18 protein-coding genes and 1 pseudogene are annotated in these 24221 nt (G+C 54.4%); 9 read left to right on the top strand and 10 right to left on the bottom strand.

Features of this window, described 5'->3' with window-relative positions; genetic code table 11:
* Nucleotides 1-3: 3 nt before the first annotated feature.
* The 3 genes from RBI05_RS06310 to RBI05_RS06300 all read left to right on the top strand — a co-directional run bounded on the left by RBI05_RS06310 (nucleotide 4) and on the right by RBI05_RS06300 (nucleotide 4707).
* Entirely contained in the window at nucleotides 4-2448 is a 2445-nt protein-coding gene (locus RBI05_RS06310) for an ABC transporter permease subunit (RefSeq protein WP_310550462.1), read from the top strand.
* Nucleotides 2429-3316, top strand: a complete 888-nt coding sequence (locus tag RBI05_RS06305; RefSeq protein ID WP_150457403.1) for an ABC transporter ATP-binding protein — start codon at nucleotides 2429-2431, stop codon at nucleotides 3314-3316. The genes RBI05_RS06310 and RBI05_RS06305 overlap by 20 nt, the downstream gene beginning before the upstream one ends.
* A 71-nt stretch (nucleotides 3317-3387) precedes the next feature.
* Nucleotides 3388-4707, top strand: a complete 1320-nt coding sequence (locus tag RBI05_RS06300) for a PQQ-binding-like beta-propeller repeat protein (protein ID WP_150457402.1) — start codon at nucleotides 3388-3390, stop codon at nucleotides 4705-4707.
* A 134-nt stretch (nucleotides 4708-4841) separates the two neighbouring features.
* On the opposite strand, the gene RBI05_RS06295 is transcribed toward RBI05_RS06300, so the two are convergent.
* Genes RBI05_RS06295 through RBI05_RS06275 form a run of 5 tightly spaced genes read right to left on the bottom strand, consistent with a single transcriptional unit; the run spans nucleotide 4842 to nucleotide 9201 of the window.
* The gene (locus RBI05_RS06295) at nucleotides 4842-5822 is read right to left on the bottom strand and encodes an aldo/keto reductase (RefSeq protein ID WP_310550461.1); all 981 of its coding nucleotides are present in this window, start codon (nucleotides 5820-5822) and stop codon (nucleotides 4842-4844) included.
* A 45-nt stretch (nucleotides 5823-5867) separates the two neighbouring features.
* The gene (locus RBI05_RS06290) at nucleotides 5868-6710 is read right to left on the bottom strand and encodes an SDR family oxidoreductase (protein ID WP_310550460.1); all 843 of its coding nucleotides are present in this window, start codon (nucleotides 6708-6710) and stop codon (nucleotides 5868-5870) included.
* Between the two features lie 12 nt (nucleotides 6711-6722).
* Nucleotides 6723-7481, bottom strand: coding sequence for a carboxymuconolactone decarboxylase family protein (locus RBI05_RS06285; protein ID WP_310550459.1), 759 nt, complete (start codon nucleotides 7479-7481; stop codon nucleotides 6723-6725).
* Between the two features lie 19 nt (nucleotides 7482-7500).
* Nucleotides 7501-8559: an NAD(P)-dependent alcohol dehydrogenase gene (locus RBI05_RS06280; protein WP_310550458.1), complete on the bottom strand. Its 1059-nt coding sequence runs from the start codon at nucleotides 8557-8559 to the stop codon at nucleotides 7501-7503.
* A 54-nt stretch (nucleotides 8560-8613) separates the two neighbouring features.
* On the bottom strand, nucleotides 8614-9201 hold the full coding sequence (locus RBI05_RS06275; RefSeq protein ID WP_150457397.1) for an NAD(P)H-binding protein: 588 nt from the start codon (nucleotides 9199-9201) through the stop codon (nucleotides 8614-8616).
* Nucleotides 9202-9371: 170 nt separating this feature from the next.
* On the opposite strand from RBI05_RS06275, the gene RBI05_RS06270 reads away from it, so the two are divergent.
* The 5 genes from RBI05_RS06270 (at nucleotide 9372) to RBI05_RS06250 (ending at nucleotide 16925) form a co-directional block, all read left to right on the top strand.
* Nucleotides 9372-9920 carry a TetR/AcrR family transcriptional regulator gene (locus RBI05_RS06270; RefSeq protein ID WP_310550457.1) on the top strand — a complete coding sequence of 183 codons (549 nt, stop codon included), beginning with the start codon at nucleotides 9372-9374 and terminating at the stop codon, nucleotides 9918-9920.
* A 116-nt stretch (nucleotides 9921-10036) separates the two neighbouring features.
* Entirely contained in the window at nucleotides 10037-10210 is a 174-nt protein-coding gene (locus tag RBI05_RS06265; RefSeq protein WP_310550456.1) for a hypothetical protein, read from the top strand.
* A 144-nt stretch (nucleotides 10211-10354) separates the two neighbouring features.
* Entirely contained in the window at nucleotides 10355-10849 is a 495-nt protein-coding gene (locus RBI05_RS06260; RefSeq protein ID WP_310550455.1) for a MarR family winged helix-turn-helix transcriptional regulator, read from the top strand.
* Nucleotides 10837-12705: an ABC transporter ATP-binding protein gene (locus tag RBI05_RS06255; RefSeq protein ID WP_310550454.1), complete on the top strand. Its 1869-nt coding sequence runs from the start codon at nucleotides 10837-10839 to the stop codon at nucleotides 12703-12705. The genes RBI05_RS06260 and RBI05_RS06255 overlap by 13 nt, the downstream gene beginning before the upstream one ends.
* A gap of 125 nt (nucleotides 12706-12830) precedes the next feature.
* On the top strand, nucleotides 12831-16925 hold the full coding sequence (locus RBI05_RS06250) for an S-layer homology domain-containing protein (protein ID WP_310550453.1): 4095 nt from the start codon (nucleotides 12831-12833) through the stop codon (nucleotides 16923-16925).
* Between the two features lie 61 nt (nucleotides 16926-16986).
* On the opposite strand, the gene thrS is transcribed toward RBI05_RS06250, so the two are convergent.
* The 3 genes from thrS to RBI05_RS06235 all read right to left on the bottom strand — a co-directional run bounded on the left by thrS (nucleotide 16987) and on the right by RBI05_RS06235 (nucleotide 21076).
* On the bottom strand, nucleotides 16987-18537 hold the full coding sequence (gene thrS, locus RBI05_RS06245) for a threonine--tRNA ligase (RefSeq protein WP_310550452.1): 1551 nt from the start codon (nucleotides 18535-18537) through the stop codon (nucleotides 16987-16989).
* Nucleotides 18538-18915, bottom strand: a complete 378-nt coding sequence (locus RBI05_RS06240) for a hypothetical protein (RefSeq protein WP_310550451.1) — start codon at nucleotides 18913-18915, stop codon at nucleotides 18538-18540.
* 367 nt (nucleotides 18916-19282) lie between these two features.
* Entirely contained in the window at nucleotides 19283-21076 is a 1794-nt protein-coding gene (locus RBI05_RS06235) for an ABC transporter substrate-binding protein (protein WP_310550450.1), read from the bottom strand.
* Between the two features lie 154 nt (nucleotides 21077-21230).
* On the opposite strand from RBI05_RS06235, the gene RBI05_RS06230 reads away from it, so the two are divergent.
* Entirely contained in the window at nucleotides 21231-22481 is a 1251-nt protein-coding gene (locus RBI05_RS06230) for an MDR family MFS transporter (protein ID WP_310550449.1), read from the top strand.
* 311 nt (nucleotides 22482-22792) lie between these two features.
* Here RBI05_RS06230 and RBI05_RS06225 read toward each other — a convergent pair.
* Nucleotides 22793-23566 (bottom strand): annotated as a pseudogene (locus tag RBI05_RS06225) (SDR family NAD(P)-dependent oxidoreductase).
* Between the two features lie 16 nt (nucleotides 23567-23582).
* Nucleotides 23583-24092, bottom strand: coding sequence for a GNAT family N-acetyltransferase (locus RBI05_RS06220; RefSeq protein WP_310550448.1), 510 nt, complete (start codon nucleotides 24090-24092; stop codon nucleotides 23583-23585).
* Nucleotides 24093-24221 lie beyond the last annotated feature (129 nt).

The following is a 24221-nucleotide window of genomic DNA, read 5'->3' as shown; positions in this document are numbered from 1 at the left end:
ACGATGCTGAAGCTTATCCGGTATGAGTTGTTCAAGGTTAGCCGTAAGCGTCTAATTTGGCTGGTCCTTCCTTTCTTTCTGTTGAGCAACGGATTTCTGTATTACAACCAACAAACGAAAGCGGACGATTATTTACTCCAGCATATGAATCAATACCGGGAATGGGAGCAGCGATACCAGGGAGGCTCGTCAGAAGAGACCCTCGCCAGAATGAGCCGGGTCCAACAAGAACTGAGCGACTTCGGTACGTTAGTGGTCTATCGCGTAAATCTGGAGACGCAAGGCTACCAGGAACTGCTTCGCTCCTTTATCCAGGACCATCCTGATCTGGTCGAACGTTTTGATAAAAGTCCTTACAGCAAGGACCCGGATCAATTTCGGGCCGATTTGTTTACATCCAACCTCCTGTTCTCCCAATACCAGAACATGCAGGGGTATAAAGAATACGTCAGCGGCATCCAGGACCGGGCCGATGAGCTGCTGACAGTGTCCGTCTTCCAGAAGAAGGGCTCCTTCGCTTACCGCAATATCCTGAAGACGGCGGCTGATTTTAAACATCTGGAAGGAATTCCGCTGAAGAGCGGGCTGGAGAACGGGATTGTATCGGGAACCCAATATTCGACAACCGATCTGTTCATGGGCGTTGTTCTGTTTCTTCTGTGTATCTACATCTTCTTGCAGGAAAAGGAATCCGGACTGCTGAAGCTAATCCGGACCAGCAAGAACGGGCGGTTCCCTGTCATCGCAGCCAAGTTGGCTGCGCTTACCCTTCTGTCGGCTGCCGCGGCAGCCGTCTTTTACAGCTCCATCCTTTTGATCGCGTACTCTTTATACGGATTCGGAGATATGTCCCGGTATGTGCAGTCCATGCTCCCTTTCAAGTACAGCGATTTGCTGCTCACGGTCCGGGAGTATCTGCTTTATTTTGTACTATTAAAAGTCGCGGCCTCCACCCTGCTCGCTCTGCTGTTCGCCGTCGTCTTTGTCGCTCTCCATCATGCCGGCAAAATCTACCTGACTCTGGCGCTGCTCTTGGTAAGCAGCTATTTGGCTAAAGTCGCCATTCATCCCTTATCGTCTCTGGGATTCTTCAAATACATGAACCCGGTCTCTTACTATGATACCTTCAGCCTGCTGGGCGTGTACCATAATCTGAACATAGGGGGCCACCCCGTGAACCGCCTGCCCTTGTCGTTGCTGGGCATCGCCGTTCTGATTCTCGCACTGCCTGCGGCTTCCGTGGCTGTCTACATCAAGCAGAACATCGCCTCCCTGCAGCCGTCGCCGAACCGCTGGTGGCAGCTCTTCATCACCCGAATCCGCAGCAAGCGGGGATCGAATCGTCTGTTCGTTCACGAGAGCTATAAAGCGCTGATTACCGGAAGGGGGCTCCTGTACATGGTCATCGCCCTGATCGTCGGTTTCTATACCGTCAATCTGGAAGAGGTGCGTTTTGATCAGGACGACAGCTTCTATAATCTTTACCTCAAGCAGCTTGCAGGGCCGCTCACTCCCGAGAAAGCTCAGTTCATTGAAGCGGAGAAAGGGCGGTTCCGCAATCTGCCCGTGGAAATGGCCGACAATGAATCGGCCTTCAGCAGCCATCAAATCTCCTATCATCAATACAGCCTCAAGAAGAGCGAACTGGAAGTGTTCCAGCTTAAGAGCAAGGCTTTTGAACGCGTTGCCCAGCAGTACAGCCATTTGGCGCAGCTTCAGACTTCCCGGCACCTGACCGGCAGCTTCGTCAATGAGATCTCGTCCAACTACTTATTCCAGAATCGCTTCAGAGACCAAATGGTCGGAATCGTCTACTCCAGCCTTCTGCTGCTTACCCTGACGCCTCTCTTCACCATGGATTACAAGAACGGAATGGTATCTGTGATCCGGAGCACCCGCAAAGGGCGATTCTCGTTGTACGGCAGCAAGCATCTGATTGCCTATCTGCTCGCGATCGGGATGCTGGCCATCCTCAGCGCACCTCGATTCCTGAATTTAATTCACGGCTATGCGCCGCTGGATTGGGACGCTCCGATTCAGAGCCTTAAGCTCTACGGCAATCTCGGTCTGTCGGTCAGCATCCGGGAATTCGTCATCGTTACGGCCATGCTGCAGCTCTGGGGAATTCTTCTTCTTGTACAGGTTGCGCTGGCCCTGTCGGTTCTGCTGAAGAGACATTCACTGGCCCTTCTGCTCACGCTGGCTCTCGGTGTCATCCCGCTGGTTATCCAGAGCGCCGGACTGGATAGCATTCAAGCCTTTTCGTTCAACGGCGTCCATCTGCTCTATTTCCAGCTCGCCGATCATTCCTTCTCCTACACATTGGGATACCTGGGAGTACTGACTTGTGCAGGACTCCTGCTCAGCTGGGTATCCTGGGGCAGCTATAAAGGATATTCCATTTCCTGGCGATTGGAGCGAATACGAAATGAAACTCTCCATTCATAACATCAGCAAGCGTTACAACAAAGGCAAGAAGAGAGCGCTGGATCATTTATCGCTGGAACTGACTCCCGGGGTCTATGGTATTCTGGGTCCGAACGGCGCCGGAAAGTCCACCCTGATGAACATTATCACCGACAACCTGAAGCCGGACTCCGGACAAGTGACCTTCAATGGACAGAACATAACGGAGCTCGGCAAAAGCTACCGCGATATTCTGGGCTACATGCCGCAGCAGCAGGGGCTGTACGAGGATTTCACCGGACGGCGGTTCCTGTGGTACATGGCCGCCCTCAAAGGTCTGCCCAAATCGCTGGCGGAAGAACGCATCCGGCATTTGTTGCAGATCGTCAATCTGGAGCAGGACGCCAACAAAAGACTCGGCTCCTATTCCGGCGGAATGAAGCAGCGGATTCTGATTGCCCAGGCGCTCCTGAATGACCCGAAGATTCTCATACTGGATGAGCCGACGGCCGGACTCGATCCCAAGGAACGCATTCGCATCCGCAACTTCATCTCCACGATCGCCATGAACAAAATCGTGATCCTCGCGACCCATGTCGTGCCGGATATCGAGTTCATCGCCAAGCAGATTATCTTGATGAAGCAGGGCCAGCTGGTTATTCAGGACGAGCCGCAGCCCATTCTGAACCGGATGCGGGATAAGGTTTTTGAGGTCCACATTCCTGTCGAGGATCTGGAGCAGGCGCAGAGGAAGTACAACGTCAGCAATATCCTCAGCGAAGGCGACGGAGTCAGCGTCCGCATCGTCGGCGACGAATGCCCCTCCGAGTGGGAGGCGCAGTCCGTTAAGCCCAACCTTGAGGATGTCTATCTGTATTTATTTGAAGGCAACCGTTCCTTCCCTTCCTGAATGAAATCCGGACCGCAACCAAATCATTTCCGGCGCGTCCAAAGAGTAACGATGAGTAAGGAGATGATTGGATGTCCGGTACAAAATTCCCAGCGCGCCTTGTTCTGCTCGGCGCACTCGGCCTATCCGCCCTGCTGGCCGCATGGCCTGCCTCCGGTGATACCGCCGCGGCGGCTTCGGCCGCTCCCGCTTCCTCCTCGAGCGAAGCCGCCGTCAGCGCGCCGCTGATCCGGCCGCTCTGGCAGGCTGCGACGAACGGAAGCGGATTATACAGCGACTTCATGCCGGAGATAAACGGTATGGTCTATTATGCGGACAACCAAAGATTGGTGGCCGCCGAGCTTCGAACCGGGAAAATCCGCTGGTCCGTTCGGGAAGGGGGGCGGCCCGAAGCGATGACGGCCAACTCTCTATTCTACCTCAGCCGCACCCGGGAGGTAGTTAAAGTCGATGCGCGGACGGGCAAGCGGATTTGGTCGGTCAAACCGCCGCTCCGCCCTTCGGACGCGGGAAGCTATCTCCAGTTGGTGAACGGCACTCTGCTGTTCAGCAACGAAGGAATGGGGTTGGCCGCCTTCAACCCGGTAACCGGCGCTTTGTTATGGAGCAACAGCCAACTGGACCTGTATGCCGGCGGTCCGTTCGGGCAGTTCGGCAAAATCCTGATGGTCTCCGGCACCATCGACAATGTCAGCAGACACTGGTTCGGGCTGAATGCCGCTCGCGGAACAGAGCTCTGGAGTCTGAAGGGTCCTTACGATATTCTCGGGTCTTATAAAGGCGGACTTCTGCTGCGAGAGAATACCAGCCTGGCCATCCAGCAGTCCAAGAAGGCGGTTCCGGGAAATCTCGTCTCCCTGTACCGGCTGAATCCGCTTAACGGAGGATTAGCGCCTGTAGGGCGGTATATTCCGGTCTCCGATCTAAGGCGGATGGCCAATTACAGCAATACGCTTGAAGGTTCCTCCTTATACAGCGTCGACGGCGACCTTGACCAAGGGGATGCCATTCTGCGCCGATACGATCTGGACTCCGCGGGGCAGGCCAGCCCGGTCAGCTATGAGCAGTACGGCACCTGGGTCGCCGGACCGGCGCAAGGGCTGGCGCTGTTCAGCGGCGGGAACTCCCTCATCGGACTTCGTCTGGCCGACGGTTCCCGAATCGACTACGGCCGGTTTCCCGCCGCCTTCACGCGGGTCCAGATCATTGATTCTCTGGTCGTCGCCGGTTTGGCCGACGGCAGCGTCTACGTGATGAATGCCGGGACCGGTCAAGCGATCGGCCGTATTCAGACCGGCGACGCCGAATTCGGCAACGTCGCGGTCAGAGAAGGCGTGCTGCTGATTCCGACCGAGAAGAAGCTGCTGGCCGTGAAGGTCGGCAGCCGCTAAGATTACTGCGAATAATTGGATATTATTCGTTTATTGAGCCGCACAAGTGCTCATTGGGAGCGATCCTGATCGATTGTACGCCAAACCGCGCATAATATATGTTATGCGCGGTTTTTTTGCCGGTATTTCAGAGATTACTGAGCCCCCACGATTGGGTGCGGAACATACGGCTCTTCCAGGAATGAAATTTCTTCCGAAGTTAATTGGACCGATATAGCACCCACTGCCTCCTCCAGCTGCGTTATTTTCGTCACACCCACGATAGGAGCCGCCACCTGCTCCTTCTGCAGCAACCACGCCAGAGCGATATGACTGCGCGGTACGCTTCGCTTCTCGGCCACTGCTGCCACTCGTTCAACGATCAACCGGTCTTTATCCGCTGTCGCATCATACTTTGCTTTTTGAACAGCATCGGTTTCGAACCGGTAAGTGGTTTCAGACCAGTCCCGGATCAATCTTCCCGATGCCAGCGGACTGTAAGGCGTGACCGCAATTTTCTGATCCTTACAAAGCGGCATCATTTCCCGCTCTTCTTCGCGGTAGATAAGATTAAGATGATTCTGCATGGAAACAAAACGGGTCCAGCCATTTTTCTCGGATGTGTACAGAGCCTTGTGAAACTGCCAGGCATACATGGCCGAAGCTCCGATATATCGGGCCTTGCCCGACTTTACCACATCATGCATGGCTTCCATCGTTTCTTCAATGGGCGTGTTATAGTCCCAGCGGTGAATAATGTACAGATCCACATAATCGGTTCCAAGTCTCTTCAGACTTTTATCAATTTCGCTCATTATCGCCTTTCGGGAGAGCCCCATGCCATTGGGACCCTGATGCATACGCCCCCAAACCTTTGTAGCGAGGACAATCTCATCGCGATTCGCATAATCTTTTAAGGCTCGTCCGACCATTTCTTCACTGGTGCCGCCGGAATAAAGATTCGCCGTATCGAAGAAGTTGATCCCGAGTTCAAGCGCCCGTTGGATAATCGGACGGCTGTTCTCTTCGTTCAGCACCCATTGGTGCCCCCCTGGCTTCACTTCACCAAAACTCATGCAGCCAAGACAGATTCTCGAGACATCCATACCTGTGTTCCCAAGCTTCATGTAATCCATAAGATAACCGTCCCTTTCTTACTAAATTCAGATGACAATACCCCTTTATTCCCCTGCAGGAAAATCAGTAGAAGCCGCCAGCTCGGTCTGTCTCTCATAATCGGCAATCCGTGCTTCTAACCTCGAAATCGTGTTTGTCAAGGCTTGCGAACCAAGCATCATACGCAGTGGCGCCGGTTCTTTGTCAACACTCTCGATAATGCGGGCAGCCATTCGCACAGGGTCGCCCGGAGCAAGGCCGTTAGAAGCGTCCAGCATGCTCAAAAACCCATGCGCCGGATTCCCTTCATATTCCGGCATCAAGTTCGCTACCCGTGCGCTTCCATAACGGAATTCGGTACGCGCTCCGCCCGGCTCCACAATGGTTATTCCGATATTAAACGGGGCAACCTCTTGAGCTACCGATTCGCAGAAGCCCTCAATGCCGAACTTCGTCGCATGGTACATGGAGTTCCCCGGGAAGGCCACTTGTCCGCCATAGGAAGAAAGCTGAATCATGCGGCCGCCGCCTTGATTGCGCAAATGCGGCAGCGCCGAACGAATGAGCTGAATGGAACCCGTTAGGTTGGTGGCGAGGATGTGGTTTACTTGCTCATCTGTAAGTTCCTCGGCAGCTCCAAATAGTCCATAGCCTGCATTGCTGACGATGACATCAATTCGGCCGAATTTCCCAAACGAATGGTCGACAAGCTGATGGATCGCCGGAACATCGGTCACGTCCAGAATTTCGCAAGTGAACGTCTCCGGATGTCTCTCCATGAGGTCTTTGACCTTGCTCTTATCACGGACTGTGCCGATGACATTGTCGCCCTTCTCCAGCAGCTGCCGGGTCAGTTCATACCCAAATCCGCTACTTACTCCCGTGATTAGCCAAGTACGATTATTCAAGGTGCTTCCTCCTTATTCCGATTTCGCTGCCGCTTCATTCACACACCGCAGCGCATTCAAACTGCGCGGATAACCGATGAAGGGAATGCATTGCGAGATTACCTTGATGAGAAACATTTTATCATTCCCAAGACGCATATTGGCAGCAGCATGGCTGGTCAACTGAGGTTCACACCCGCCTTGGGCGAGCAGAAAGCAGAAGGTGATCATCTCTCTTTGCTTATAGTCAAGGCCTTGCCGGGTATAGTAATCACCAAAGCAGTTATCGGCCAGCCAGCGATTAATGTGTTTGCTTTCCTCCGGTCCCGATTGCCAGAAGTCCCTCATGCTTTCTCCAAAAATGTCCACCTGAGCCTGAATCCCTGCTTCCAGACGGTTATCCGTTGTTGTCGTTGCTTGATCCGCCAAAGGGAGTTCAATCCCTCGTGAAACGAAAATTTCATTTACGGCATGCAGATAAGGAAAGACCCGTCCAATGCCTAGGTACGGTACGGACTGATAAACAATTTCTTTAACTTCCACAGGCGTAACGCCGAAATTGAGTGCTGCCGGTAGCATGACTTTAAACTCGTCGATACCTTGACAGCCGATTAATACGGACAAGATGGCCATCATGCGCGTGCGGTCATCCAAATCGTCTTGATTGACGACCTCATCGAACGCAAAATTATCAAACCGTTCAACAAACTCCGGATCTGTCTCCATGAACTTGGATTCGTAACCCGGAAACATTCCTTCATGGTAGCGTCGGGCGGCTTCGTTAATTCTCATTATAACCTCCTAGGATGGATTACAGCGTAGCCATATCGATGACAAACCGATACCGCACATCGCTGTTCATGACCCGTTCGTAGGCTTCGTCAACCTGGTCGGCCCGGATGACTTCAATCATAGGTGCAATTCCGTTCTCCGCCGAAAAGTCCAGCATTTCCTGCGTTTCCCGGATGCCTCCAACGTTGGAAGCCGTAATGATCCGACGCCCGGCAAACAACGAGAAGACATTATACTGCTCCGGTTTGTTCGGCAGACCAAGATGAACGAGCGCTCCATCCACCTTTAGAATGGAGAGCAGGGCATCTACATTGAAGTTGGCGGAAACGGTGTTTAAGATCAGGTCGTATTGACCGGCCAGCTCTGTAAACGTTGCCAGGTCCGTGGTCACATAATAATGACTTGCGCCAAATCCATGCGCTTCGCTTTTTTTATTCGGACTATGGCTTAGAACCGTAACTTCCGCTCCCATTTTGTGAGCAAACTGAACAGCCAAATGGCCGAGTCCTCCCATTCCCAGTACAGCAACCTTCTTACCTGGACCGGCGTTCCAATGCTTTAGAGGAGAATAAGTGGTAATCCCTGCGCACAATAGCGGGCTCGCCACGTTCATTTCCAAACCGTCCGGAATGCGGACAACAAACTTGTCATTGACTACAATCTTCTGGCTGTAACCGCCGTATGTCAATTCCCCGTCATAACCGGTGGAGTTGAAGACAACGACCACGCCTTTCCGGCAAAATTGCTCCTCACCGCTGCGGCAGAAATCACATTCCCCACAGGAGTCAACAAAACAGCCGACCCCAACCCGATCTCCTACAGCAAATTTCGTGACCTCACAGCCTACAGCGGCAACAACTCCTGCAATTTCATGACCGGGTACCATCGGAAAAACGCCGCGGCCGAAATCATTGTGCGCATTATGAATATCCGAATGGCAGATGCCGCAGTATTGAATATCGATCAGGACATCATCTGGCCGCAATTCTCTTCGCTCGATGGTTGTTGGTTCAAATGGTGCTTTGGCATTCGGTACACTTAACGCACGAACCGTCATACTTTGATGATGTTCACACATGGAATAAAACAGTCCTTTCGATTATGAATGTATAAATCGCTCTCTGTCTGGCGCCTACTCGGGTTTATTCATCCCTACACTTTGTCGAACTTTCAAATGAGGATCAAGCGCCAGTTTAACAACCAGATCGGCTACACTTTTCCGCGATACGATCGAACCTTTAAATGGTTCCCCTTTGGTAGTGGTTTCAAAATCCACTTCGTCGGCATTGGTAAACCAAGCCGGTCTTAGAATCGTGTAATCCAGGTCCGAGGCTTCAATGACTGCAGCAGCATCTCGGTAAGGGTCCAATATGCTCCTATACTCCTCTCCGGGGACTTCCCCATAAATCCCCATGGAACTGATAAAAATAAGACGTCTTAATCCCGTTGCATGCATCGCATCGACAATAGTTTCAGCCATTTGCTTTAATGGGCCGGCCAGATTGGCATATACCACATCCTGCTGGGTCATGGCTTCTTTCAGTTCATCCAGATTCAGTACATTGCCTTCCATGACCTTGACTCGATCAGATTCCAAGTGCTTCAGTCTTCGTGCATTGCGCAAATAAAGCGTTAATTGCGCGTCTGTTTGACGGAGGAACAAATCAATGGCCACACGGGCAATTCCTCCGTTCGCTCCGAGGATCAGAACCTTCTGCATGATCATCGCTCCTTCTAATATTAGAAAAATAACACTTGATACATTAATGAACTTATGTCTAAAATTATAAACAGATACAGTAAGTCTGCAATGGTTAGATCCATTCGGTTTGTTAAGTTATGAACAAATGGAGCATTATTGTCTAACTATAATTAATGAGGTGTTCACCTATGGCTAAAGTTGATCGACGAATAAAGAAAACCCGAGATGCCTTGAAAAATGCCTTATTAGAACTGATGGTCGAAAAGAGCTTTGATGACATTACGATTCAAGACCTGTCTGACCGGGCCAACGTCAGTCGGGGTACCATTTACCTTCACTACCTCGATAAGTACGACCTGCTGGACAAGCTGATTGAATCACATATCAACGAACTCGGGGATCGATGCAAGGCTGCAGCTGACTTGGATTTCGGGGAAGGATCACTTATCTGGACCGAATATTTTGATGAGAACTCCCCCTTCTTCTCGATGATGTTGGCAAGCAAAGGAGCCTCTTACTTCCGCAGCCGGTTCCTCGATTTTTTAATTGAAGAATTTACAGATGAAGTAGACGTTACCCAGGGAAAAAATAAGGGCCTGAATGAGGAAATGCTGATCCGCTTTGTGGCTTCTGCTTATGTAGGGGTGGTGGAATGGTGGTTTATGAATGAACGACCAATCTCGCATCAAGCTTTAGCGGAGCAACTAGGGGCGTTGTTGGAGAGGAACTGCGGCTGAATCCGTGTCCGATTTTACAAACTTGACAGACGTTTAGGCTGGCAGGCAATTATCCCGGTCCGCCGGCATAGGATAAGTTACAGCTCAATCAACATCGGCAAAGGTGGGAACAGAAGATGTCCAAGAACAAGCGCGGCAAAGCGCTCTGGCGGATGCCCTCGCGCGCCAGAGGCACCTGCCCGCTCTGCGGCAGCACACGGATCAAGCTGCTCTACACCGCCAAGAATGCCGGCGGTGGCAATCTGACGGTCTGCAAGAAATGCGACGGCAAACAGGCGGCCGGGCAGTAAGAAGTGCCTAGAGACGGCGGGTTTCACTCGCCGTCTCTTTTTTTATGCGCTGGTCGTATCGTTTCGGGGGAAGGAACTTGCCTTTCATTGGTTATCCATGTAAACTGTTAACGAAGATAACTAATATCCATAAGGAGCTATTCTATGCACGAACACTGTTCTCACGACCATTCCCGCTCCGGCGAAGTATTCTCCGCCATATTCACTGCCGCCCGGCAGCTTAAACGCCTGGCCCACCGCAGCGCTGCGGACCATGAGCTTACGGTTCATCAGCTGGAGATTCTGTCCCTGGTCTCCGCTTCCCCCGGTCTGTCCCAGAAGGAAGTCGCCGAACGGCTTCGTCTGTCCAAGAGCCGGGTCAGCCTCCATCTCGACCAGTTAACGGAGAAAGGCCTTGTTCTCCGCGAGAGCTCTCTGGTGGACCGAAGAGAGACTGTGCTTCAGCCCACTCCCCGGGGATCGGAATCCGCAGCTTCGATTCGCGATCGAGACCTGTCCCGCCAAGCGCTGTCCGATGTTCTCAGCCGTATGGACGATGGCGATATCGACACGCTGATCCGTCTCCTGGGACAGATTCGTGAAGGACTGGCTGTGGAAGAACATGCCCGCCAGCAAGGTGATGCTTCATGTCCCGAATGAGCGGCCACGGCATGGGAATGGGCAAGATGAAGTTCGACGACCTGACGGAGAAGCCGGATCTCTCTCGGGCGATGCTGCTGCGCATCGGCCGGTATTTTGCCCCCTACTGGAAACAGACGGCATGTGTTCTTCTCGTCCTTCTGGCCACCTCTGTGCTTGGACTCCTCCCTCCTCTGCTCGTTCAGCAGATTGTGGACCGGGCGTTGCCCAAGGGAGATATGTCTCTGCTGGTCTGGCTGGTAAGCGCATCGCTCGCCGCCACGCTGGCCTCCGGCCTGCTCGGTGTGCTCCAGAGCTATCTGAATTCCTACATCTCGCAGAATATTGTGTATGACATGAAGAACCAGATGTACCGCCACCTTCAGGGGATGCCGCTGCAGTTCTTCTCGACGGTTCAGCAGGGTGAAGTGATCACCCGGATGACGAGCGACATCGCCGGGATTCAGGGCGTCTTTAGCGGTACGGTAGTCAGCGTAGCCAGCAATGTGCTTATCTTGGCTTCCACGGCGGGCACCTTGTTCTGGATGAACTGGAAGCTGGCCTTGGTCAGTGTGATCATTATCCCGCTGTTCATTACTCCCACCCGGCGGATGGGCAGCATCCGGTGGAAGCTTGCCAAGCGGACCCAGGAGAAGACGGCCGAGCAGAACCACATTGTGGAAGAGACGCTCTCCTTAAGCGGCTATATGCTGATGAAGCTGTTCACCCGCGAACAGCGGGAGTGGAACCGGTTCAGGGAAGCCAATGCGGAGACGACTTCGCTGCAGATCCGGGAATCCATGGCAGGACGCTGGTTCATGATGCTGGTGAACACTTTTGCCTCCATCGGTCCGATGCTGATTTATCTCTACGGCGGTTACTTGTTCATCCAGGGCGAGATTTCGGTCGGCGCTATCCTGACTTTCGTGGCGCTTCTTGGCCGTCTGTATGCGCCGGCCGGCGCGCTGACGAACCTGTACGTCGAGATCAAACGCTCGGTGGCACTGTTTCAGCGCATCTTTGCCTACTTCGATATGGAGCCGCAGATTGTCGACCGGCCCGGCGCTTCGCCTCTCCGGTTAGGCGCAAATTACGGGAGCTCCCAGGCTTCGGGTGACTCCAACACGCCGGCGGCCGCCGAAATTGAATTCCGCGAGGTCAGCTTTGCTTATCAATCGGACAAGCCGTCGCTCCGGAACATTTCGTTCACTGCACCGGCAGGAACCATGACAGCTCTGGTCGGACCCAGCGGCGCAGGGAAGACGACGATCACCAACCTGATTCCAAGATTGTATGAGGCCGCCTCCGGGCAGATCCGGGTTGCAGGGCAGGATATTACTTCCTATACGCTCCACTCCCTCCGTTCGCAGATTGGTCTCGTGACGCAAGATACGTACCTGTTCAACGGAACCATCCGCGAGAACCTGCTGTACGCCTCGGAGACGGCAGGCGAAGAAGAATTGATCCGGGCCTGCCGCGCCGCTTATATCCATGACTTTATTGCGTCGCTTCCTGAAGGCTATGATACCGTTGTCGGCAACCGCGGAATCAAGCTGTCCGGCGGAGAGAAGCAGCGCATCGCCATCGCGCGGGTTCTGCTCAAGAATCCGTCCATCGTTATTCTGGATGAAGCCACCTCGTCGCTTGATACCGTATCCGAGTATTATGTCCAACAGGCCATGGCCGAACTGCTGCGGGGCAAGACCGGCATCGTCATTGCCCACCGGCTCTCGACTATCATGGCGGCGGATCAGATCCTCGTCGTCTCCGGCGGCGAGATTGCCGAGCGCGGCCGCCATGCCGAGCTGCTGGATCGAGGGGGCATCTACCGGGAGCTGTACGACAAGCAGTTCGGACAGGCAGTACCGCAGCCCTAATTTTGTACAAATTATGAAAGAGCGAAGAAATCCCCAACCTTTATTTGATTATCCTCTATTTCCAGTTGGTGGTTGCACGATATGATAGGATTCGAGCACCACTTACTTGGGGGAAGGGGATACATATGTATCGCAAAAGACAGAAGAAATGGATTTATGCCAGCCTTATCGCGATGTGCATTTCGCTGATTGCACCGTGGGGAGAGACAGAAAGAGGCCGTGTGGCATCGGCTGAGCCGGCGGCCACGGAAGCAACCTTGGATGTGGGGTCACCGATCCGGGACATGATTTTGGATGAGAGCCGGAAGGTGATTTATGCCACCATTCCCGGCAAGAACAAGCTTTTGTTCATCGACCCGGTCTCGATGTCGGTTGTAAAGGAGCTTGCCGTAGGGTCGCAGCCGACCGACATGGATCAAGAGGGAAATAAATTATACGTAGCCTTGAGCGGGGCTACCCTGATTGCCGAAGTCAACCTGGATACCCGGCAGGTTAGCCGGAATTGGGTGACGAAAGATAGACCTACAGTAGTTGCCGTCGACGGCAACTCGCTGTTCTATTCGAACGGCGACCAATGGTGCAACATCCGGCTGCTGAATCTAACTAATTTGTCGGATACCATTATCGGCTCACGCAATGTCTACAGCCCCCGCCTTGCAATAGACCGCGAGAATCACCGGCTGTTCGTAGGATCCATTGGCATTTCGCAGGGTGAGGTATCCGCCTATTCTTCGGTCTATGGAGAACAGCTTTGGACCTATGAGCCGGTTGGGGGATATGACAGCGGTATTCTCTATCAGGAGGGGACTCTGTTCTATGGTGTCTATTCCCTCAATCCATCCGATCACAGCATTCTGAAAATGTGGAGAGGCGGATCGGTCGCTGCACTGGACTCGGGCTACGTCTACCTTAACAACGGTGATATTTACACCCGGGACGAGCAAGTGAAAGTCTATTCGTCTTCCGGACGGAACGGACACTCTCTCATTCAGGTGGACGCAGCCCGGAATGTATATAAGGTAGGGTCCGGGGATAGCTCGATTAGCCGGATGGCCTTTATGCCGCCGTCAAATCCGCAAGCGGTCTCCTACTCCTCCTCGGATAGTCGGATTGACTTGAACCAGGAGATTACGGCATGGGCTGCCGGAGAAGGAGAACGGTATGTGTACGCCATCTCTCGGTCATCCAATCGCCTGCTGCAAATCGACACGGAACAAATGCAGATTATCGCAGACCGTTTTGTCGGTTCGCAGCCGACGGATATCGTCATGAAGAACGGCGTGCTCTATATTTCACTATATGGCTCTTCTTATATTGCGAAGATTGATACCCGCAACGAAAGTGAATTCATGGCCCGCATTCAACCTATCGAGGTCGGTGAGCAGACCGAGAATATCGCCTTAATCGGGAATAAGGTCTACTATTCTTCAACTGTAGCCCGGAACAAGCACTTGGGAGTCGTGGACTCTACCTACGCGATTCTAAGTTCCTACTTCCAGTACTCCCCGAAATTGTCGGCGGGACCGGACGACAAATGGCTGTGGATTGGTGAGTCCGACCGTCTAAGCAAGTGGGACACCCATAATAATCGAGTGATCGAGTCCAGCTCCTACCTGGCGAATTCGGGACAGAAAGCGATCCACGACGGCAATTATGTCTATTACGGTGGAGCCCGCTATTCGGCGGAGCAGCTTTCCGTAAAGTACGGTGAATATAAATACGGCCCCAATACGTATGAGCGCGATGTGATTCTGGATGCCAATGAAAATATCGTGCTGGGGATGAAAGGAATTTACGACCGGGATACCTTCCAGCAACTGTATGCGCCTCCTTTCAAAATCACCTCAGGGCTTCTGCTCGGCGATGGATCAATGCTTGTCGGAACCTTTAACGGGGATGCTTCGAATCCGCAGACCCATATCTTTCACTATGGAAATCTTGAAGAAATGCGCGACAATGTCCAGAAAAACTTAGCTCCGTCCCACCTGTACGCCTATGACGACAATTCCAATCCGCTCCGCTTCGAAGGCGCCGTATACTTTGAACCCGGAGTTGCCGCCCTGTCGGCATCTTATTACATCATCAAACTCTATGACGCCCAGGGCGTTGACCGGTACAGCGCGTATGCATATAACAGTAACCGCCAGTCTGACGGTTCCTTTTTGACAAAGATCTATGCTTCCCTAAGTCAGAGACCTGTAAAGATCGGCGTAATTCCCGTGATTTCCAATGCTGATGGGGATTTTGTCCGAACCGATTTAGAACGCATGACCCATATCTGGGAAGCGGATGATTACTTTGTCCAGGACCTTGCTTTATTTGATTCCGATCCATCGAAGGATAGCATTGGCGGAAGGGTTACCTTTGGAGCCGCCCGCGATAATTCGCCTTCCTACACCTATCGGATTTATTTCTTTGGCGATGAGGGCTTCATTGGCGAACCCCTTGCCGTACTGAACGGAGGCAAATCGTCTTACCAGTTCGACATTCCGCAAGGTACTCCGATTCCTCAAGGTGCATACGCGCTTGGAGTCGTACTGGCGGACGATGCGGGGATAGAAGCTCCCGATAGCATGATCACCGAAGTTCTGGACCGTATGTCCAAGACCCCTGATCTTTCGCAAATTACGGTGACCAACAATGCCAGCGGACCTGATCAGGTGGAGGTCAAGGGCTTGACTCCCGGTGATCAGGTTCATCTGTACGATTATCAGGGAAAACTCTTGGGCGAGCTGAAGGTTGGAGCCGCTGCCAGTTCTGTTCTATTTAATGGGTTAACGCTGAATAATAATTATCCGCTGGTGGTGGTCTCCGTCACGACACCTCCGCTTTTGCCAAGTTTCTATGTCTATGTCGAGTACAAAGCTTCATTCAGCGGCAACCCGGGAGGGGGCAGCGCTGGCGGAGGAGGAGGCAGTGGCGGCGGCGGCAGTATCGGTGGAGGTATCGGCGGCGGCGGTGGTGGTTCTACTATTGGAATTCCGAGCAAAACTGCCGATTCAAACGGCAAATTAGCCGTAACCAGCCTTGTGAAAATCCCCAATTTCCCTACCATCGTTACGGCAACTCTCAGTGATGAAGCGCTCAGTGCCGCTTTATCCAAATGGTCCGGCAACGACAACAGACTTGTCATTCCGATTGTCGAATCTGCTGAGACCATGACTCTAACCGTAAAGGGATCCCAGCTTGACAAGATTTCCGGCCGAGATAAATCAGCCGTTATTGATATTCAAGGTACCGATAAAGGCCTCATTCTGCCCGTTCGTATTCTTATGAATATGGGAATCGATAACAGTTCTTCGCTGTCGTTGACCGTATCTGCCGCTAGCGCTTCCATGAGCGAATCCATACGGACCCTTTTGGGCAAATCCTCCTTGAATCTAGCCGGTCAGCCTTATCGATATTCGCTTACGAAGATGTCAGCCGACGGCCACAATAATATGGAGTATACAAGCGTCAATCAATATATTGGCCATGTATTCTATCTTCCGGTCCAGAATGGCGTAACGGAGAACAACTTGTCTGCTGTAATGGTTGATGAAACCTCGGGTGAATGGATAACTGTTCCGGCTACCTTTGTCAGAGAAGGCGACAAGATCAAGGTGACTGCCTACCGTCAAGGCAACTCGACCTATGCCGCAGTAATCGGAGACGCTTCGTTTACCGATGTGCCTTCTTCTCACTTCGCCAGCAATGCAATCGGCAAGCTGGGCGTCAGAAGAGTCATTGCCGGCTACGCCGATGGCAGCTTCAAGCCGGAGGGTACCATAACCCGGGCAGAAGCGGCATCTTTGCTGGTAAAAGCGCTCGGACTTGATCCGTCTTTGTTCGCCGGTAGCAGTGGCGGGTTCAAGGATGTTGCGTCCGCCGCCTGGTACTCAGGCCCGATATCTGCTGCTGTACAGGCAGGGCTGCTGAAAGGTTATCCGGACAACACGTTCCGGCCGAATCAGACGATTACGCAGCAGGAAATGGTCAGCATCATCAGCAACGCCCTGGCATATGCCAATTATTCACCCGGCGCTTCCGCTCCTTCCGCCGCACTTCCAGCCAGTTCGGGCTACAAAGCCTGGTCCAGCGAAGCTGTTGCAACGCTGTTGAACGCGGGGGTCCTGAGAGCACAGGCTGAAGAATTTGCTCTTCAAGCCGGCAAAACAACGACCCGGGCCGAGAGCGCGCTGCTGATCTATCGCATGCTGCTGACGCTTAAAATGATTTAACTCCATTTAGACACGGCTAAGCCGCTGCGCATGTACGGATGCGCAGCGGCTTTTTTGTTCTTTAAATTCGAGATGAATGATCCGGCCGAGCCGCCTCCGCAATCAACTTCACGGCTGAGTCAAGCGGAAGCTGCTCCAGGCTCTCCCCGCCGCGGAGCCGGATGGTGACTGAATTTGATTCCTTCTCTTTCTCTCCGATTATCAATATATACGGTGTTTGACGAAGCGCCGCCTCTCTGATCCGGTATCCGATCTTCTCGGACCGGCTGTCCAGCTTCGTCCGGATGCCCTCCCTCTCCAGCTTAACCTGCACCGCATGCGCATAGTCACCGGTCGAGACGGATACAGGCAGGAGCACCGCCTGCACAGGTGACAGCCATGCCGGAAAAGCGCCGCCGTAATGCTCGGTCAACACGCCGATGAACCGGTCCAGCGCTCCATAGATCGCCCGGTGAATGACTACCGGACGATGCCTTTCTCCATCCTCGCCGATGTAGGCGAGATCGAATTTCTCCGGCATCTGAAAATCCAGCTGGATCGTCCCGCACTGCCAGCTTCGGCCCAGCGAATCCTGCAGATGAAAATCAATCTTGGGTCCATAGAAGGCGCCGTCCCCTTCATTCAGCCGGTAGTCCAGCTTCATCCGTTCCAGGACGCGGCGCAGGCCCTGCTCGGCCTGCTCCCACAGCTCCGGCGAGCCCAGGGAATCCTCGGGCCGGGTGGACAGTTCAACCCGGTAGTAGAGTCCGAACAGATCGTACACCTCTCCGATCAGCGCGATAATTGCAGCGATCTCTTCCTCAATCTGACCGGGGGCAACGAACAGATGGGCGTCATCCTGACAGAAAGAACGCACCCGGGTCATGCCGCCCAGAGCGCCGGAGAATTCATGGCGGTGCACCTGGCCGAACTCCGCCAGGCGGATCGGCAGATCCCGGTAGGAGCGCAGCGCGCTTTTGTAGATCAGCATATGACCCGGACAGTTCATCGGCTTGAGCGCATACGGCGTTTCATCGACGTTCGTAAAGTACATATGCGCTTTGTAGTGATCGTAATGTCCCGACTTCTCCCACAGACGGTTGTTCATCATCAGCGGAGTCAGCACTTCCTGGTAGCCGGACCGGCGCATCAGGCGGCGGGATAAGTTCTGAAGCTCTTGGCGGAGCACCATTCCGTTCGGCAGATAAAACGGCATGCCCGGCGCTTCCTCCGAGAACAGGAACAGTTCCAGTTCGCGTCCAAGCTTGCGGTGATCCCGCCGTCTGGCTTCCTCCAGCCGCTGCAGGTGCCCGGCAAGCTCGGCTCCGCTCGAATACGCCGTGCCGTGAATGCGCTGCAGCATCGGACGCTTGGCATCTCCCTGCCAATACGCGCCGGCTACGCCCAGCAGCTTGACCGCCTTCAGCATCCCTGTTCTCGGGAGCAGCGGCCCCCGGCAGAGCAGCGCGAAGCCTTCGTGCGGATACAGCAGACCGGCCGCGTTCTTCTCCGGGTCCTGAAGCAGCGCTTCCAGCCTCAGCGTCTGTCCGCCGGTCTCCAGGAAGGCGGCCGCTTCCTCCCGGCTGACCTTCTGCCCGATCATCGGCAGATTGGCTTCCGCCAATCTTCGCATCTACGCTTCCAGTTCGCGGAGGTCCGCTTCCGACAGACTGCCGTCCAAATGGAGATCGACGACGAAACCGTCCTCTGTGACCCGCATCTCCGCCACCTGCAGGCTGCGGTCTCCGTACAGAGCGGCAGCGGCCTGCGCGAGCAGGACGGCAGCACTTCTGCGGCAGATCTCACGTCCGTCCGGGCTGTCTCCCGGGACCGGCTCCAGACGGCTGTCCGACTCAAGCGGAGAGGCCAAATCGGTCAGCTCTCCGTTCACCCGGGCCGCTACCGCCGTCTTGCGGCTGCCCGGCTTGAGCAGGCCCAAAGCTACGCCCGCCGTCGTTCCCCGCTCCACCTTTCCATTCTCCGATCCCGGCAGTTCTACGTAAATTTCCATAACTGCGACTTCCTCCTTTCGTCATCCTAACCTTGTGTCATCGCAAAAAAGCGCACTTCGTCCGAAGGGACGAGGTGCGCTTGCGCTCGTGGTTCCACCCTAATTCGGCGCTTCAGCCATGCAGGTTCATGCACGCGGAAGGCCCTTAATTGGAATCCGGTATCGGGGATCGGTCGGTGTTACCGCCGTCTTCACGGGAAGACGGGTTCAGAGCCACGGCTTCAGAGGGGTAACATCCGTCCGGTTCCGTAAGAAGCTTGCAGCGTTCGCCTCTCTCTCTGGAACGGCCCTTGGCCGGATATCATGTCTCTGTCATCGCCGGTATGAATTTGTTGTCCCTTACATTACAAGATAGACAACCCTTCCGTCAAGTCCTGGATGAAGAGCGCTTCACCCACAGCTTGCTGAGATCCATGAACCCGAACGCGCCCGGAGACAATCCCAGCAGACCGTCGCTGAGCTGCGCCTTCTTGTTGACGTGACAGCCATAGGCCAGCCACCGGTTCTCCCGCGCCAGCTCTTCGGCAGCGTCCAGCACGGCGATTCGCGCTCCTTCTTCTTTCTGGCAAAAGTCCCGGAACAGCTCCTCCAGCAGTCCGCTTCCCTCATCGTCAATCAGCAGGCTGAAATGGTTGCCCCCGCCCCGGTAGAAGTTCAGGAGGCCCCATTGCCAGTCATCCTCCAGCACTTCTTCAGACAGGAGCATATCCGTCTCCAAAATGGCTTCCTCCGGCAGATGGGCCGGCAGCGGTACGGGCTCCAGACGAAGGCCGACCGTTTCGCTGCGGCGCTTAAGCCAGGCGATCTCCTCCAGCTCGCTCTGCTTGTTTTTGAAGCCCACCGACACAGACTCACCCCGGTATCCGGCCAGACGCAGCAGCTCTCTTACCCGTTCCGGCGATTCTTCCGGCAGTACGAACGCCCGGCTCTTCCACGGCAAGAAGCTCGCAGCCGGCAAATAGCGGTTCCCGCCCAGCTCCCGGATCAGACCCTGCGGGTGATAGAGAAGCGCAATCGCTTCCCTGAGTTCCCGGCTGCGCTGAATACCCTCCCTGCGCATATTAAACAGCAAATACCGGCAGCCGAGCGCCGGATAATCGACGCTGCTCCCGTACAGCCCGTCCGCCAGCAGGTCGCCCGCATCCGCCTTCTCCTCGTCCCCGGGCAGATTGTAGAACCGGGTATGGGTATGCTGGTCGGGGAGAAACCAGATATCCACCCGGTCAAGCAGCGGCCGCATGCCGTAATATGTATCAAATGCGGTCAGAGACAGGATATCCTCATCCAGATGCGCAATGCGGAACGGTCCGGTCCCTACGGGCTTTCTCGCAAAATCGGCATCATGCGGGACAATAACGAGGTGAAAGCAGGCAACCAGATGAAGAAAGAAGCGGTTGGGCCGGCGAAGACGGAACGAGACCGTATAGTCGCCGTCTTCCCGAATCTCCTCAATGTCCTCATAGTGGCAGAAGGCCGGACTTCCCATATCCCGAAGCCGTTCAACCGTGAAGGCGACATCCCGGGCGACGAAGGTGCGGCCATGGTGAAATTTGACCCCTTTGCGCAGGTAAAAGGTCCAGATCCGATCGTCTTCGGCTGATTCCCACGTATGCGCCAGTCCCGGCTCGAAGCCGTTTCTCTGTCCGTTGTAGACCACAAGCGTGCTGCAAATCTGGCTCAGCAGATAGGCTTCAAAGGCAGTGAACAGAAAGCCCGGCTCCAGCTTCTCCAGCCTGCGGTTGCGCATCATCCGCAGCACATCCTGTTCGGCGGAGACGTTCGCTTCGCTGCGGAAGCCCATTTCCGAGCTGAGGCGCCGCCACAGGCGCTCCCGGAGATGAACTTCCTCCGTGATTTGGCCGATCAGCTCAGCCGCTTCTTTCATTCTCCCTTTGGCCAGCAGTTGATCCAGGCTTCCCTCCAGCACGTCTTCCCGGCTCTTGAGAAGCTGCAACCGCGATCGGTTGCCTCTTCCCCGTCCGGGGCGCCAGGCAATCAGGCCGCGCTCCTCCATTTTGCGAAGTATAAATTTCACATTGCGCGGCGTGCAGTAGAGGAAGTCCGATAACTGCTCGATCGTAACCGGACAACCCTCCGGTTCGGCTTCCGAACCTTCCAGCAGGTCGGCAAGACGCAGATAGTGGGCAATTCCCGGCTCCAATGGCGTTCCTCCTTCCATAATCTTTAAGGTGAAAAGGAATGAATGTTCCTTACACTTTTCCTTCCCCTTTTATCAGGTACAATTATAGCGGGGTTTACATTAGGTTTACAATCCCTGATCTTCCAAATTTCTTCTAATCTCAAAGGAGGTAGCCATGAAAAGCCATCTTAGGGGGATTCACCCCCTGGCCTGGACCATCATTCTCGGGACGCTGTTCGGCCGTCTCGTCTCATCCATGAGCATTCCTTTTCTCTCCATCTACCTGGTTCGCCATCTGGGCGCATCCACCACACAGACCGGGATGACCATCGCAGTCAGCTCCCTCGCAGGCGTTCTGGTCTCTTTCTACGGGGGGTACATCTCAGATATTATCGGACGCAAGAAAGTCATGCTCTTCTCTATCTTCGGCTGGGCCTCCGTATTCGTCGCTTTCTCGGGTTCGACGGTTCTGTGGATGTTCTTCGTCGTCAACACGCTGAACGGTCTGTGCCGGGCGCTGTTCGAACCGACTTCCCGGGCGCTGCTCTCCGACATTACCTCTCCTGACAAGAAGCTTCTGATCTTCAATCTGCGCTATGCGGCGATCAATATCGGGGTGGTCTTTGGTCCCTTGGTGGGGGCGCAGCTGGGGTCAACGGAGAATACTTCCCCGTTTCTTCTGGGCGGCATCGTATATGTGCTCTATGGACTCGTTCTGATTCTCCAATTCTCGCGCAACCGGGATACGCTTCCTGTGCCGGAACGGGTTGAAGCGCCCCGCCTCCGGGAAGCCATGGCAATTACCGGACGCGACCCGGTCTTCCTGCCGGTGCTCCTTGGGACCGTCTTCTGCGTTCTCGGCTATGCGCATTTCGGCTCAACCATGTCGCAGTATTTGGTGCTCAGTCCGCATTTCACCAACGGCGGGAAGCTGTTCTCCTACATGCTCTCCCTTAACGCTGTAATTGTGCTGGTTGTCCAGTTCCCGCTTGTTCGCAGCACGCGCAATCTTCCACCCGTGGTGCCGCTGATGATCGGCAATCTGTGCATCTGCGGCTCCATGCTGATGTTCGGAGCGGCTCAGGGAGTTGCTCTGCTGATGGCAGGCGTTGTCGTGTTCACCGTCGGCGAGGTGCTGATCTTCACCATGATGGACATGCTGATCGACCGGATCGCCAAACCGCAGTGGAAAGGCACCTACTTCGGCACGATCGGTTTCAACGGATTCGGCTACGTCCTGGCTCCGGTAATGGGAGGCATGATGCTCGATCAGCTCGGCGCGGGCAGCGGCCCGGCGCTCTTCATCCCCTTGGCAATTACAACGGCGCTCGGTCTCCCGCTGCTGTGGCTGGCTCACCGCCGGTTGACGGCGCGGGAGGCCGCGGAAGCGAACGAGGAGCAGCCCTGCGACACAATCGCAGGATGAATGTCCTACATATCCTTTTTACATATGCGGTTCTGGTTGAAGCAGAAGCGGGCCTGGCAGGGTCCGCTTTTTCACGGCTTTTAGGAGTTCGGTGTTCGTTGGTTGCGTTTGCTGAATTGTGGCGGCGGGTGAGGATAGAATGGATTTTTTATTTTGAATTTTTCATATGTTGAAAATTTGTTTTGTTGGGCCGGAAATTCCCTATATTAAATTGGGACGTCAATTGGGAAGTCAATCTTTGGGTTCAACCGGAGCGGATAACCGGGATATCCAACGGGCTAAGTTTACATAATATTTATTATATCTGTCCACTAAAAGCCGAAGATGCTCATTCCCCCGTCAACAATCAAAGTCTGGCCCGTCATGTAGGACGAAGCCTCGGATGCCAGGAACACGACAGGACCGACCAGTTCGCGAAGCTCACCGATCCGGCCCATCGGTGTCCGGTCCAGAATGCGGCTCAGATACGCTTCGTCCGCAAGCACCTTCTCCGACAGCGGAGTCTTGAAATACCACGGCCCCACTCCGTTGACCCGAATTCCGTAAGGCGCCCATTCCAGCGCCAAATTCCGGGTCATCTGAATCATCCCGGCTTTCGTCGCTCCATAGACGACCCCGGTCCGCAGAGCGGTCACACCCGCCACCGAAGCGATATTGATGATGCTCCCTCCCCCCTGCTCTTTCATGAAGCGGGCAGCCTGCTGCGAACCGATCAGCGCCGATTTCAGATTCGTACCGACGATGGTCTCCCATTCGCTATCCGTGACTTCAAGGGCTGGCGTCCGTATGTTCATGCCGGCGTTGTTGATCCAGATGTCCAGCCGCCCGAGATCGGCCAAGGCCTGTGCGGCCGTCTTCTCCATCGCTGCACGGTCGCTGACATCTGCGGCATATCGGAAGCTGCGGGCGCTCTATACTTGTTCGATCAGGGCCGACGTCTGTTCCAGATCGGCCATTGTCCGCGACACGAGCGCCACGTCGCAGCCTGCTTCAGCAAGGCCGACAGCGAGCGCCCGGCCGATGCCCTTCCCCGCGCCGGTAACCAGCGCGGTCTTGCCCGTCAACTGAAAGGATGGCAAATACAAGCCTTTCATCTCCTTTTTAATCGTTAACATTATTAACTTTTAATGTACTAAAATATTGGCTGGGGTTGCCCGGACGATGGTCATACCGTTCTTCATAGATTCCGTTCGTATATTCTCCGATTACGCGCCGCCAGAAGGTGCGCGCCGGCGTGTTGGCCCGCACCTGGGAGACTTTCCAGTCTCCGGGGAACATATCGAACAGCCGGTGGGCCGCCCAGGTGCCGACGCCGAAGCGGCGGTATTTTTGCATGACAAAAAATTCCGTCATATAAAAGTCGCCCTCCGGACTTCTCAGCAGCCGATCCACCAGCGCAAAACCGGCGGGATGGCCGTCGCATGTAATCAAGTACGGATACTTGTTGCTGCCGCTGTTCCAGTAAGCTTCCAGCCCCGGATACTCGGGAAATGCCCCGGTGCGGTCGACATGGATATCGAGGTACCGGGTAAAGTCGTACAGATAGAACTGCATCAGCCGTGAAATCACGGTCTTGCGCTCGTAGGGGACCCGTTCAAGTCCGAGTTCCATGTAGTCACCTCTGTATGTTCGCCATATTCTGTTAAACATCATAGCGCTTTGCTTCTCCTGCCGCAAGGCGGCCCGGTCTCGGACCGTCCTCTCCTCTGCCCCTGCCTGTGATACAATGAAGATTGATCG

Origin of the sequence: Paenibacillus glufosinatiresistens (genome assembly GCF_031470375.1) — a bacterium.
Classification (GTDB): Bacteria; Bacillota; Bacilli; order Paenibacillales; family Paenibacillaceae; genus Paenibacillus_AQ; species Paenibacillus_AQ glufosinatiresistens.
The sequence above is the reverse complement of the archived record's forward strand: the minus strand, read 5'-3'. Positions and strand labels throughout refer to the sequence as shown.

Bases quoted from the DNA above. Each gene is read 5' to 3' on its own strand.
- RBI05_RS06270 (WP_310550457.1), top strand. From the start codon at position 9,372: ATGGCTAAAGTTGATCGACGAATAAAGAAAACCCGAGATGCCTTGAAA.
- RBI05_RS06265 (WP_310550456.1), top strand. From the start codon at position 10,037: ATGTCCAAGAACAAGCGCGGCAAAGCGCTCTGGCGGATGCCCTCGCGC.
- RBI05_RS06255 (WP_310550454.1), top strand. From the start codon at position 10,837: ATGTCCCGAATGAGCGGCCACGGCATGGGAATGGGCAAGATGAAGTTC.
- thrS (WP_310550452.1), bottom strand. From the start codon at position 18,537: ATGCGAAGATTGGCGGAAGCCAATCTGCCGATGATCGGGCAGAAGGTC.
- RBI05_RS06300 (WP_150457402.1), top strand. From the start codon at position 3,388: ATGTCCGGTACAAAATTCCCAGCGCGCCTTGTTCTGCTCGGCGCACTC.
- RBI05_RS06285 (WP_310550459.1), bottom strand. From the start codon at position 7,481: ATGAGAATTAACGAAGCCGCCCGACGCTACCATGAAGGAATGTTTCCG.
- RBI05_RS06240 (WP_310550451.1), bottom strand. From the start codon at position 18,915: ATGGAAATTTACGTAGAACTGCCGGGATCGGAGAATGGAAAGGTGGAG.
- RBI05_RS06310 (WP_310550462.1), top strand. From the start codon at position 4: ATGCTGAAGCTTATCCGGTATGAGTTGTTCAAGGTTAGCCGTAAGCGT.
- RBI05_RS06275 (WP_150457397.1), bottom strand. From the start codon at position 9,201: ATGCAGAAGGTTCTGATCCTCGGAGCGAACGGAGGAATTGCCCGTGTG.
- RBI05_RS06250 (WP_310550453.1), top strand. From the start codon at position 12,831: ATGTATCGCAAAAGACAGAAGAAATGGATTTATGCCAGCCTTATCGCG.
- RBI05_RS06220 (WP_310550448.1), bottom strand. From the start codon at position 24,092: ATGGAACTCGGACTTGAACGGGTCCCCTACGAGCGCAAGACCGTGATT.
- RBI05_RS06280 (WP_310550458.1), bottom strand. From the start codon at position 8,559: ATGTGTGAACATCATCAAAGTATGACGGTTCGTGCGTTAAGTGTACCG.
- RBI05_RS06305 (WP_150457403.1), top strand. From the start codon at position 2,429: ATGAAACTCTCCATTCATAACATCAGCAAGCGTTACAACAAAGGCAAG.
- RBI05_RS06295 (WP_310550461.1), bottom strand. From the start codon at position 5,822: ATGGATTACATGAAGCTTGGGAACACAGGTATGGATGTCTCGAGAATC.
- RBI05_RS06230 (WP_310550449.1), top strand. From the start codon at position 21,231: ATGAAAAGCCATCTTAGGGGGATTCACCCCCTGGCCTGGACCATCATT.
- RBI05_RS06260 (WP_310550455.1), top strand. From the start codon at position 10,355: ATGCACGAACACTGTTCTCACGACCATTCCCGCTCCGGCGAAGTATTC.